Source organism: Georgenia yuyongxinii (assembly GCF_006352065.1).
Lineage (GTDB): Bacteria > Actinomycetota > Actinomycetes > Actinomycetales > Actinomycetaceae > Georgenia > Georgenia yuyongxinii.
Genome location: NZ_CP040915.1, coordinates 3,473,473 through 3,485,797 on the forward strand (window position 1 = coordinate 3,473,473; position 12,325 = coordinate 3,485,797).

Below are 12,325 nucleotides of genomic sequence, written 5' to 3' on the forward strand. Positions count from 1 at the left end.
CGTCAGGCACGCGACGACGGCGCCCGGCTCACCCAGTAGGCAGGATACCGAGCGCCCGGGCCCGGCTGAGGGCGTCGGCGCGGGTGTGCACGTCCAGCTTGCGGTAGATGCTGCGCACCTGGGTCTTGACCGTGCTCTCGGACACGAACAGGCGCCGTGCCACATAGGTGACCGGCCGCCCGGTCGCCAGCTCGACCAGCACGCGCAGCTCGCTGCGGCTCAGGTTCACGGGCCGGCTGGGGAGCGGCTGTGCCACGGCACCGGCGGCGAGCTCGGGCCGGTCGAGGATCTCCCGAGCGCGCGGGGCGTGCGCGGCGAGCTGCTCGATGTCACCCCGGGGCACCAAGGCGAAGGCGCGGATGTTGCCCGAGCCGACCGCCAGCCCGGTCGCCAGGTCGAGAGCCTCGACGGCGGTCTGCCGGTGCCCGGCGCGGTGGGCCGCCACCGCGCGGATGACCGCCAGCTTCAGGGCGGTGCGGGGCCGCAGCGCCGCGAGCTGGTTGACGTCCCCCGTGAGCTCCATCGCGAGGTCGTGCTCGCCGGTGTACAGGGCCACCCGGGCGCGGGCCGCACGCATCCACGAGGTCTCCTCACCGTTCTCGTGGCCGTCGACCAGGGCCCGTGCGCGGTCCCCGCGTCCGGCGGCGAGGTAGAGGTCGACGAGCGCCGCGATCATGAGGTGCTCCGCGAGCGGGAAGTGCCCGGCCGGGCCGTGCCGGAACTGCTCGAGCTCGCCGACCACCTCGTGCGCGGCCCCGCTGTGCAGGGCGGTGCCCGCCCGGACGTAGAGGGCGATCGCCTCGAGGCCGGCGAGGTGTGGCGGCAGGGCGACGTCGTCGGCCGGCACGGTCGGGGTGAGGGCGTCCAGGGCGAGCAGGCTCGGCACGAGCGTGGCCGCCACGCGGCCGAGCGCGCCGTCCGCCGTGCCGCCGGCGAGGTAGCGGCGCGCCGCGGTGGGGTGTCCCAGGAGGGCCATGCTCACGGCGGCGCCGGCACGGGCCCTGCCGGCCGTGCCGTTGGCCCCGCCACCCGCCGGGCCGATGGCTCCGCCACCCGCCGGGTTGGCCCCGTCGCCGTCTGCCAGCCGGACCTCCGCGTCGGCGAAGGCGTGTGCGGCGCGCAGCGGGTCGCCGTCGAGCAGCGCCTGCGTGCCCAGCCGGACCAGGAGCTCGGCCTCCTCCGCCACATCGGTGCCAGGCGCCGGCAACCGGTCCGCGCCGTCGTCCTCCCACCCGGCGCCCGGTTGGAGCCCGCTGACCACGGCCATGAGGAAGCTTGTCGATACCTCGGCGGGCAGCAGGTGGTCGCGGGCCACGCGGCCTTTGGCGGAGCGTTCGAGCAGGTCGGCCGGCACGTGGGCGAGCGCGGCCCGCACGGCCGCGGGGTGGCCGACGAGATCGTTCCAGCCGTCCTCCACGACGTCGAGCACGGCGCCGGGGTCCTGGGTGCGCACCGCGTGCCCCAGCGCCCCGACGAAGTCTCCGGACCGCCTGGCGTGCTGCGTCATCGACCGGTTGAGGTCGCGGTAGCGCGTCGGCGAGTCCTCCCGCAGGATGCGCCGGAGCAGGTCACGCACGGTGGCGGGGTAGGTGAGGGAGTGGTCGCCGTCGGGCACGAGCCCGGCGGCCTGGGCGCGCGGCAGGGCCTCCGCGAGCACGTGGGGGCCGACCAGGTGGGCGGCCACCTCGTCGGTCACCGCCTCCGGGACGGCCAGCGCGGTGAGGTCCTCGCCGGTCCCGGCGAGCTCGTCGTCCTGGAGCACCAGCCGGAGGTAGTCGGCGAGACCACCGGTGTCGAGCACCAGGTCGCCGCCGGGCCCGCGAGACGCGGTGAGCAGGGCGGCGCGGAGCAGACCGGGCCACCCGCCGAGGTCCTCGCTCAGCCGGACCGCCTCGTCCGCGGTGACGGGTCGGCCGGTGGCCCGGGCGAGCTCCACCACCTGGACCGCGTCGAGCGCGAGGTCCTCCCGGGTCAGGACCACGGTGTCCATGGCCACCCGCGCCAGCGCCTCGACAGGCCGGCTGACGCGCATGAGCAGGGCGAGGTGGAGCTCCTCGTGGGCGTGGACGAGCGCCACGAGCTCTTCGTCCACCTGCGGGTCCCGCACCCGGTCGTAGCCGTCGACGGCGAGCACGAGCCGCCGTCGCCGCGCCTGGGCAACCTGGGCGACGCCTTCCCAGCCGTCGGCGGCGAGAGCCTCCCCCAGCCCTGCGCGCTCGACGGCGGCGTCCACCGCCCGCCAGAAGGTGGCACCGGTCGCGGGTTGGGGCGGGAGGGTCACCCACACCACGTCGTGGTCGGGCAGGTCCGGGCGTCGCAGCCACTCGGCGGCGGTGCTCGACTTGCCGAACCCGCGCGGCGCCCGCAGGACCACCACGGACGGCAGGGTGGAGAGCAGCTCGCGGGCCCGGGGCGTCGGGGTGAACGTGGCGGACACCCGCGGCAGCGGCGTCCCCGCCCGCGTGTACCTGCCCCCCCGCTGCGCCATCACGCTCATCCCTTCGCCCACTGCGGTCCCGGCGCCGTCGCCCCGCGGGCGGCCGCGGCGACCAGGGCCTCCTCACGGCTGCCCACACCCAGCTTCCTGTATACGGCTCGGAGGTGGGTTTTGATTGTGTTGACCGACAGTCCCAGCTCCTGCGCCACCCCGACGGCGCCCGCGTGCCGGCCGAGCGCGTCCAGCACCTGGTGCTCGCGGCGGCTCAGCGGCTCCGCGGGCCGGGCGGCCGAGGCGACATCGTCCTCCTGGGCGCGGGGCCGGAACCGCTCCGGCCACAGGGCCGCCGTGGCGGTGTCGGTGCCGGCCAGCTGAACGAAGGTCGCGTACCGCATGGTCAGCAACGGCCGGCGCTGGCCGGACCCGACCGCCACCTCGATGGCCTGCTCGAAGGCGCGGTGGGCGGCGAGCCGCTCGCCGAGGGCGTACTGCGCCGAGGCCACCACCAGGTGGCACACGACGGCGGAACGCTGGCTGAGCCGCGGGTGCGCCAGGCCGGTGCGCGCGTGCGCGATGGCCCGGGCGTAGTCGCCGTCGGCCAGGCTCATCCGCGCGTGGGTCGGCAGGCTCACCACGGAGACCGGCAGATTCAGCGCGGCCTGCCGGGCCGCGGCGACCATCCCGCCGTCCATGAGCAGGTCCACCAGCTCGACCCGGATCACGGTCTCGGCGAGCCCCGCCCGGGGCAGGTAGTGCCGGGCGGCCCGCAGGTTCGCCGCCCACCTGGCGACCTCCGCGGCCTCACCCGCGAGCCCCGCGCGGCTGGCGCGCAGGAACACGGTCAGGGACCAGATCTCGTCCCGGCGGTGCCGCTCGGGGATCGCGTCCACGGCGTCGTCGAGGTCCTCGTCGAGCGCGTCGAGCGCGACCAGGGCGCGGGCGATGCCCGCCGCGGTGGCGGTGAGCTCGGCGCCCTGCCGCGACTCGTCGTCGGGCAGCACCCGCAGCGCGGGGTCCTCGAGCCAGCCCCGGGCGATCTCGACGTCACCCAGCAGGGCGTGGGTCAGGGCGAGCCCCGCCGTCGCCGGCCGCACGGCACCGGGCACGTCCCCGCGGCTGTGCCCCCGCTCGCGGCAGCGCCCGAAGGCGTACAGGGCGGTGCCGAGGTCCCCGGCCATGACCGCCGCCACGCCCCACTGGAGCAGCGCGAGGGAGTTGCCGTCCCAGGCCTCGGCGCGCCGGGCGCGCAGCTCCGCGGTGAGGCCGCGCAGGTCGCTGGTGGGCCAGGGCGGGACGGGCAGCGCGCCGTCGTCATTGGCAGGCAGAGCCGGCCCGACCTCCTCGCGGACCACCTGCAGCCGCGGGTGGGCGGCGGCGACCTCCGGCGGGATCAGCTGCGCCGCCGCGACGAGGGACCACGGCTCCTGGGTGATGAGCCGCGCCCAGTGCTCCTCCATGAGCTGTTCGACCGTGTCCCACGCACCGGCCTGGACGGCGTGCAGGATGGCGCGGACGGGGTCGCCGTTGCGGATGTGCCAGCCGGTCAGGGCGGCGTGGACCTCGTGCAGCTGCTGGGGCCGGGACTCGGTGAGCACCCGGACGAGGGCTTGGCGCACCAGGGGCGCGTAGGAGTAGACCCGGCGCTCGTCCCGGACCTCCTCGCGCAGCAGACCGGCGGAGCGCACGTTGCGCAGGATGGCCAGCACCTTCTCGCTCGGGGCGACCTCCCCCGCGAGCTCGGCGTCGAACTCCTCCGGCACCGCGGTGCGGAGCATGAAGCTGCGGACCGCTTCGTGCCGCAGGTCGCGCACCATGGTGGCGATGTACTGGTCGGCGAGGGCGAGGTTGACCCGGCCGCCGTCGCCGCGTGAGCGGACCAGGACGTCACGGATCGCCGCCGGCCAGCCACCGAAACCGTCGGCGAGCCGCGCGGCCTGGGCCTCGCCGATCGCGACCCCGGTACGCGCCGCGAGGGCGGCCACGCTGGCCGCGCTCAGGCGCAGCTCGCGCGGGGAGATGACGGTGACGTCGATGGACAGCGAGCCGGTGGTCTCCAGGACCCGGCTGGTCCGGGTGGCCACCACGAGGTAGAGGTTTTCGTTCTGGCGGACGAGCTCGACGAGCTCGTCGTCGATGTCGGCGGCGTCCTCGCGCCGTCCGGCGTGGTGGAAGTCGTCGATGACGACGGTCAGCGGCCGCGACCGGGAACCGAGGTGGCGCACCACCTCCTCGCGGGCGTCGCCGGCCGGGTCCGGGTCGATGGCGCCTGCCGCGGCCAGCCCGCCGGCCAGGCCTGACCAGAAGGTGGCGGCGTCGTTGCTGGCCCGGGTGAGCCGGAGGTAGACCGCGTCCTGTTCCGTGGGCAGCGCGGCGAGCCAGGCCCCGATGAGGGTGGTCTTGCCGAAACCGCGGGGGCCGCGCACCACAGTCAGCGGCGTGCGCGCGTCCAGCAGGTCGAGCAGGCGCTGCTCGACGACGACGTCCTTGGGCGTGCGGGGCCGCTTGATCACCACCGCGGGTGCCACCTCGACCATTCGCACCTCACCCTCGCCACACGGGCCCCCGGCCCGGTCACCCGGGCCACGGCGGGCCTTCGGGCGGCCCAGCGCCACCCGTCAGGCCACTCAGGTTAGGTGCAAATCGTCAAACGTCGACGGGAAACGGACCCCCCATGTTCCTGGGGCGGGCGCGCGGGTGTGCGGGCGTCCCGCGCCCGGAAGAGTCGATGCTGTCGTTCTGGGTCTGCTTGGTTGTCCTCTTCTGGCCGCAGGGGCCGGGTCGATGGTGTGTCTCGGTGGGTTCAGTGGGGTCAGTACGCTCCCTTGCCGCCGAAGACGGCGCCGACCGTGCGCCCGAGGATGGCGAGGTCCATGGGGACGGACCAGTTGTCGACGTAGCGCAGGTCGAGCCGGACGGACTGTTCCCAGCTGAGGTCGGACCGGCCGGAGACCTGCCAGAGTCCGGTCAGGCCCGGCTTGACGCGGAGCCGGCGGGCCGCGGCGGCGTCGTAGGTCTCGGCCTCCCGCGGCAGCGGCGGCCGGGGACCCACCAGGGACATCTCCCCGCGCACCACGTTGATCAGCTGGGGCAGCTCGTCCACGGAGTACCGGCGCAGGAACTTGCCGACCGGGGTGACCCGGGGGTCCTGCCGCATCTTGAACAAGGTCCCGTTGCCGTCGGAGTGCTCGACGAGGTCGGCCAGTCGGGTGTCGGCGTCGGTGGTCATCGAGCGGAGCTTGAACATCGTGAACGGTTTGCCGTCCGAGCCGATCCGGGTCTGGCGGTAGAACGCCGGACCGGGGGAGGTGATCTTGACGGCGAGGGCGGCCGGGACCAGCACGGCCGCGGCGGCGAGCAGCAGCAGCGCACCGGCCACCCGGTCGAGCACCGCCTTGGTGGCCAGCCGGCGCCGGGAGGCCCCGATGGTCACCGACAGCAGGGCCATGCCCGCGGTGGGCTGCATGGAGATCCGGGGCATCCCCACCTCGAGGAGGTTGGGCGCGACCATGAACTGCACGCCCGCGCCCTCGAGCAGCCACGACAGCTCGCGCAGCTCGGCGGCGCTGACCGAGGCCGAGGCGACGATCACCACCTCCGCGCGGGACTCCATCAGGGCGTGCCGCAGGCAGGCGATGTCCCCCAGGACCGGCAGCGGCCAGGGTGCGTCGTCGGCTGCGGTGGTGCAGATCCCGATCGGCTCGAGACCGTATTCGGTGCCCTCGGCCAGCGCCTGGAGGAGGGGTTCGACGTGCTCGCGCCCGCCCACCACCAGTGCCGGGCGCATGAGGCGGCCACGGCGCCGGCGCCGGCGCACCACGGACCGCTGCGCTGCCCGGCCCGCCGCGATCGCGGCCAGGGTCAGGGGCAGCGCGCCGAGCAGCAGGGGACGGGGCAGGGCGACGTCGGCCACGTACGCGGCCGCGAGGGCGAGCCCGGCCAGGATGGTCCCGCCCCGGAAGATCGCCGCGAACTCTCGCGGCCCGTTGGCGGCGGTCTCGGCCGCGTAGCCGTGGTGCAGCGCGATCAGGCCCACCAGGAGGGCGGCGGTCGCCGCGGCCACCGCCACCACGGCCGCGGCGGGCAGCGTGGGCCCGCACACCACGGCCACCCCTGCGGCGGTGAGCAGCACGTCCTGCGCCACCGCGAGGAGGCGGTACACCGGTGCCCAGGTCCGCCACACGCCCACGGCGCCTGCGGTGCGGTGACCTGGCACGCGCCAGGCGCGTGAGCGCCAGGCCCGGTGGGACAGCGGGAGGAGCTCGCGCTGCTCCACGGTGACGGCCATCAGACCGCCTCCCGGCATGGGCGCGCGGCACCAGGTGCCTGCCCGACCACGACGCTGCCGACCACCCGTTGCCTCCCCGGTTCACCGACCGGGGCGGACGGGCCACGGACGGGCCCGTCACTCACTTCCCGGATACCCGAAGGCAACCAGCGACGCCCGGCCGGGATGGTGGCTCCCGTGGGTGATGGGAGCCTGAAAGGGTTGGATCTAGGCGGGTGAGACGGTCCTGGTGTGCAGGGCTACGGGGTGGTGCGGGGGTGAGGGGTGCTCACCCGAGCGGCGCCACCCGAACACCGAGCTCCCCGAGCGGGCCGGCGCCGCCGTCGGGGGCGGTGAGCACCCAGATGCCGCCGTCGAGCAGGGCGACGGTGTGCTCGAAATGCGCGGCGCGGGAGCCGTCGAGGGTGACGACGGTCCAGTCGTCCGCCAGCGTCTTGTTCTCCGGGGAGCCGGCGGTGATCATGGGCTCCACGCACAGGCACATGCCCGGGCGCAGCCGGGGGCCCTTGTCGCGGGTGCGGTAGTTCGGCACGTCCGGCGGCTGGTGCATCGCGGTCCCGATGCCATGGCCGACGTACTCCTCGACGATGCCGAGCTCGACCCCGCGGGCCGCGTTCGCCCGCGTGACGACGTCCTCGACGGCGTCACCCACGCCCCCGAGCCGGCTGCCGGTGGCCAGCGCGGCGATCCCCGCCCACATGGCTTCCTCGGTGGTCTCCACGAGCGCCTGGTCCTCGGCGGTCCCCTCCCCCACGACCAGCGAGAACGCGGCGTCGCCGTGCCAGCCGTCCACCACTGCGCCGCAGTCGAAGGAGACGACGTCGCCGTCGCGGATCACACGGTCCCCCGGGATGCCGTGGACGATCTCCTCGTTGACCGAGATGCAGGCGGTGGCCGGGAAGCCGTGGTAGCCGAGGAAGTTCGGCTTGGCCCCGGCGCGGGCGATGACATCGGCGGAGACGGCGTCGAGGTCGGCGGTGGTCATGCCGGGAGCGACGGCGTCGCGCAACGCCGCGTGGATGTCGGCGACCACCAGCCCGGCGCGCCGCATGGCGCGGACCTGGTCGGGGGTCTTGTACTCGATCTTCTCGCGGCCGAACACGGCGCTCTCCTTCTCTCCCCGCCGGGGCGACATGTCATCCGTCCGGCGAGATGTCATCTCCTCCGCGACATGTCACCGGGCAGGCGCTCACAGCACGGCAAGCGGTCTCAGCCGAGTCGCGGCTCGAGCGCAGCCATGATGCGGTCGGTGACCTCGTCGACCGCGCCGATGCCGTCGACCCGGACGACCAGGTCGCGCTCGTCGTAGGTCCGCGCCAGCGGCGCGGTCTGCTCGGCGTAGACCTCGAGACGACGCCGGATCACGGGCTCGGTGTCGTCCGGACGCCCCTGCTCGGCGGCGCGCTTGAGCATGCGCTGGACCACCTCGTCGGTGTCGGCGGTGATCTCCACGACGGCGTCGAGCCGGGTGCCGCCGTCGGCCAGCATGCCGTCGAGCTCCGCCACCTGATCCGCGGTGCGGGGGTAGCCGTCGAGGAGGAAGCCCTCCGCGGCGTCGGACTGGGCCAGGCGGTCCCGGACCATCGCGTTGGTGACCTCGTCGGGCACGTACTCGCCGGCGTCCATGTAGCGCTGGGCACGCTTGCCGAGCTCGGTCTGCTCCGCGACGTTGGCGCGAAAGATGTCGCCGGTCGAGATCGCGGGGATGCCGAGGCGCTCGCTGATGCGGGCGGCCTGGGTGCCCTTGCCGGCCCCGGGAGGACCGAGGAGGACGAGACGTGCACTCATCGCAGGAACCCTTCGTAGTGACGCTGCTGCAGCTGGGAGTCGATCTCCTTGACCGTCTGCAGGCCGACGCCCGCGACGATGATGATCGAGGTGCCGCCCAGCACGAGCTGGGTGATGTTCATCTGGGCCATGACGATGGTGGGCAGCAGGGCCACCACGGTGAGGTAGATGGCACCGGCGGTGGTGATCCGGGTGATCACGTACTGCAGGTACTCGGCGGTGGGCCGGCCGGCGCGAATGCCCGGGATGAACCCGCCGTACCGCTTCATGTTGTCCGCGACCTCGTCCGGGTTGAACGTGATCGAGGTGTAGAAGAACGCGAAGAAGAGGATCAGCAGGCCGTAGAACGCGATGTACAGGGGCGCCGTCGGGTCGGCGACGTTGGCGATGAGCCACTGCACCCAGCCGGAGGTCTGGTCGCCGAACTGGGCGGCCAGGGTGGGCAGCGCCAGCAGCGAGGACGCGAAGATCACCGGGATCACGTTCGCCATGTTGATCTTGATCGGGATGTAGGTGGACGAGCCGCCGTACAGGCGCCGGCCCACCATCCGCTTGGCGTACTGCACCGGGATGCGCCGCTGCGACTGCTCGACGAAGACCACCAGAAGGGTGACCAGGAGCAGGAGGACGATGACCACGATGAGGTTCAGGACGCCGTTGGTGCCGCCGGCGATGGAGCCGAGCGCCGAGGGGAAGCTCGCCACGATCGAGGTGAAGATGAGCAGCGACATGCCGTTGCCGACGCCGCGCTCGGTGATGAGCTCACCCAGCCACATGATCAGGCCGGTGCCGGCGGTCATCGTGGTGATGGTGATGAGCAAGTTGAGCGGGGAGTCGTCCGGGATCGGCAGCACGGGGCAGCCCTGGAACAGTGCCGTGTTCGCGACGGTGACGATCACCGAGGACTGCAGCACCGCCAGGAAGATCGTCAGGTAGCGCGTGTACTGCGTCAGCTTGGACTGGCCCGCCTGGCCCTCCTTGTGGAGGTCCTCGAAGCGGGGGATCACCACGCGCATGAGCTGGACGATGATGCTGGCCGTGATGTACGGCATGATGCCCAGCGCGAAGACGGACAGCTGCAGCAGCGCGCCGCCGCTGAACAGGTTGACCATCCCCAGGAGGTCACCGGTGCCCGCGGCCGAGAGGCACTGCTGCACGTTGGAGTAGGACACCCCGGGGGCCGGGATGAACGTCCCGATGCGGTAGATCGCGATGATCCCCAACGTGAAGAGCAGCTTGCGCCGCAGGTCAGGCGTGCGGAACGCCTGGGCGAATGCGCTGAGCAAAACTTCCTCCTGCATGTTCGGCCCGGTCGGGGCCTGCCGGCCGCCGGACGCGGCACGGGCCGTCGGTCAGACTACAGCGTGCTCTGCCACCACCGATTCCCCGGCCCGCGGCGGCCGGAGCCTCGTCCCCGATGACGTCTCACCGAGGAGATGACATCTCACGCGCATGTCTGCGGCGGGGACGACGACGCGGGCGGCCCGGCATGTGCCGGACCGCCCGCGCGCTGGGTCACTTGGCGGAGATGGTCCCGCCGGCGGCCTCGATCTTCTCCTTGGCCGAGCCGGACCAGGCGTCCACCGCGACCTCGAGCTTGACGGCGACCTCGCCGGTGCCGAGGACCTTCACCAGCTGGCCGGAGCGCACCGCGCCCTTGGCCACGAGGTCCTCGACGGTGACGGCGCCACCCTCGGGGTAGAGCGCGCCGAGCTTCTCCAGGTTGACCACCTGGTACTCGGTGCGGAACGGGTTCTTAAAGCCCCGGAGCTTGGGCAGCCGCATGTGCAGCGGCATCTGCCCACCCTCGAAGCGCTCGGGCACCTGGTAACGGGCCTTGGTGCCCTTGGTGCCACGACCCGCGGTCTTGCCCCGCTTGCCGCCCTCACCACGACCCACGCGGATCTTGGTGGACTTGGCACCGGGCGCCGGCCGCAGGTGGTGCACCTGCAGCGGGCGGGGGTTGTTCGTGCTGTCGGCCATGTCAGTCGACCTCCTCGACGGTGACGAGGTGCGCCACCGTCGTGATCATGCCGCGGACCTCGGGCCGGTCCTCGTGGACCGCCGACTGGCGGATCTTCCGCAGCCCGAGGGTGCGCAGCGTGTCACGCTGGTTCTGCTTGCCGCCGATGACGGACTTGGTCTGGGTCACCTTGAGCTTGGCCATCACGCACCAGCCCCGACGGCCTCGGCGGCCTTGTCGCCACGGTCCTTCGCCTCGCCGGCGGCACGCTCACGCAGCAGCGCGGCCGGGGCCACGTGCTCCAGGGGCAGGCCACGACGTGCGGCGACGGCCTCGGGCTGCTCAAGCATCTTCAGCGCGGCCACGGTGGCGTGGACGATGTTGATCGCGTTGGACGAGCCCAGCGACTTGCTCAGGATGTCGTGCACCCCGGCGCAGTCGAGGACGGCGCGCACCGGGCCGCCGGCGATGACGCCGGTACCCGGGGAGGCCGGGCGCAGGAAGACGACGCCGGCAGCGGCCTCGCCGGTCACGGCGTGCGGGATCGTCCGCTTGACGCGGGGGACGCGGAAGAAGTTCTTCTTCGCCTCCTCGGTGCCCTTGGCGATCGCCGCGGGCACCTCCTTCGCCTTGCCGTAGCCGACGCCGACGGTGCCGTCACCGTCGCCCACCACGACCAGCGCGGTGAAGCTGAATCGGCGACCACCCTTGACGACCTTTGAGACGCGGTTGATCGTGACCACGCGCTCGATGTAGTTGCTCTTCTCCTCGGCCCCGCGGCGGTTGTCGCGGCGGTCGCCCCGCCCACGCCCGTCGCGGCGGTTGCCGCCCTCGCGGTTATCGCCCGAGGCGGCGGCGGGACCAGAACCGGTCCTGCTTCGCTGCGGTGCAGCCATCAGATGTTCCTCTGCTCTCGTACGGTGCGCGTGCTCACAGGGTCAGACCACCCTCGCGGGCGCCGTCGGCCACAGCCGCGACCCGCCCGTGGTACTTGTTGCCGCCGCGGTCGAAGACCGCCGCGCCGACACCGGCGGCCTTGGCGCGCTCGGCGACGAGCTCACCGACCCGGCGGGCCTTGGCGGTCTTGTCGCCCTCGCCGGCCCGCAGGTCGGCCTCGAGCGTGGAGGCGGAGGCCAGGGTGCGGCCGGTGGTGTCGTCCACGAGCTGGGCCACCATGTGGCGGGCCGACCGGGTGACGACCAGACGCGGCCGCTCCGTGGTGCCGGAGATGCGCTTGCGCAGCCGGAGGTGGCGGCGCGTGCGGGCGATGGACTTGCCCTTGCCCTTGATCGAGATTGCCATGGCTTACTTACCAGCCTTTCCGACCTTGCGGCGGACCTGCTCGCCGGCGTAACGCACGCCCTTGCCCTTGTAGGGCTCGGGCTTGCGGATCTTGCGGATGTTCGCAGCGACCTCGCCGACCTGCTGCTTGTCGATCCCGGACACCGTGAGCTTCGTTGCGCCGTTCACGGTGAACGTGATGCCCTCGGGGGGGCTCACGACGACGGGGTGCGAGAAGCCGAGCGTGAACTCGAGGTCCGAGCCCTTCGCGAGCACGCGGTATCCGGTGCCGACGATCTCGAGGTCCTTGGTGTAGCCCTGCGTGACGCCGGTGACGAGGTTCGACAGCAGCGTGCGGGTCAGGCCGTGCAGCGAGCGGGACTCGCGCTCGTCGTTCGGGCGCGTCACCACGAGGGCGCCGTCGTCGTCACGGGAGACGGAGAGAGGCTCGGCCACGGTGTGGCTGAGGGTGCCCTTGGGGCCCTTGACGGTCACCAGCGCGCCGTCGATGGCGATGTCGACGCCAGCGGGGACCGGGACGGGGACCTTACCGATTCGGGACATGGTTGAT

General features: G+C 73.2%; 11 protein-coding genes. All 11 read right to left on the reverse strand.

The window, feature by feature from the left end:
• Positions 1–28: 28 nt before the first annotated feature.
• The 11 genes from FE374_RS15720 to rplF all read right to left on the reverse strand — a co-directional run bounded on the left by FE374_RS15720 (position 29) and on the right by rplF (position 12,318).
• The gene (locus FE374_RS15720; RefSeq protein WP_139930116.1) at positions 29–2,488 is read right to left on the reverse strand and encodes a helix-turn-helix transcriptional regulator; all 2,460 of its coding nucleotides are present in this window, start codon (positions 2,486–2,488) and stop codon (positions 29–31) included.
• A gap of 5 nt (positions 2,489–2,493) precedes the next feature.
• Positions 2,494–4,971 (reverse strand): helix-turn-helix transcriptional regulator, encoded by a 2,478-nt coding sequence (locus FE374_RS15725; protein ID WP_139930117.1) that lies wholly within the window; start codon positions 4,969–4,971, stop codon positions 2,494–2,496.
• Between the two features lie 275 nt (positions 4,972–5,246).
• Positions 5,247–6,722 (reverse strand): sugar transferase, encoded by a 1,476-nt coding sequence (locus FE374_RS15730; RefSeq protein WP_168205722.1) that lies wholly within the window; start codon positions 6,720–6,722, stop codon positions 5,247–5,249.
• Between the two features lie 268 nt (positions 6,723–6,990).
• A complete protein-coding gene (gene map, locus FE374_RS15735) occupies positions 6,991–7,824 on the reverse strand; it encodes a type I methionyl aminopeptidase (protein WP_139930119.1) in 834 nt (277 codons plus the stop codon).
• Positions 7,825–7,931: 107 nt separating this feature from the next.
• Entirely contained in the window at positions 7,932–8,510 is a 579-nt protein-coding gene (locus FE374_RS15740) for an adenylate kinase (protein ID WP_139930120.1), read from the reverse strand.
• Positions 8,507–9,796 carry a preprotein translocase subunit SecY gene (secY, locus tag FE374_RS15745; protein ID WP_139930121.1) on the reverse strand — a complete coding sequence of 430 codons (1,290 nt, stop codon included), beginning with the start codon at positions 9,794–9,796 and terminating at the stop codon, positions 8,507–8,509. Before secY ends, FE374_RS15740 begins: the two co-directional genes overlap by 4 nt.
• Before the next feature lie 229 nt (positions 9,797–10,025).
• Positions 10,026–10,493 (reverse strand): 50S ribosomal protein L15, encoded by a 468-nt coding sequence (gene rplO / locus FE374_RS15750; protein ID WP_139930122.1) that lies wholly within the window; start codon positions 10,491–10,493, stop codon positions 10,026–10,028.
• Between the two features lies 1 nt (position 10,494).
• Positions 10,495–10,677, reverse strand: coding sequence for a 50S ribosomal protein L30 (gene rpmD, locus FE374_RS15755; protein WP_139930123.1), 183 nt, complete (start codon positions 10,675–10,677; stop codon positions 10,495–10,497).
• Complete coding sequence (rpsE, locus tag FE374_RS15760) at positions 10,677–11,369, reverse strand: 30S ribosomal protein S5 (protein WP_139930124.1); 693 nt, start codon at positions 11,367–11,369, stop codon at positions 10,677–10,679. The genes rpmD and rpsE overlap by 1 nt, the downstream gene beginning before the upstream one ends.
• Before the next feature lie 34 nt (positions 11,370–11,403).
• Positions 11,404–11,775, reverse strand: coding sequence for a 50S ribosomal protein L18 (gene rplR, locus FE374_RS15765; RefSeq protein WP_139930125.1), 372 nt, complete (start codon positions 11,773–11,775; stop codon positions 11,404–11,406).
• A 3-nt stretch (positions 11,776–11,778) separates the two neighbouring features.
• Positions 11,779–12,318: a 50S ribosomal protein L6 gene (gene rplF, locus FE374_RS15770; protein ID WP_139930126.1), complete on the reverse strand. Its 540-nt coding sequence runs from the start codon at positions 12,316–12,318 to the stop codon at positions 11,779–11,781.
• Between the last annotated feature and the right edge of the window lie 7 nt (positions 12,319–12,325).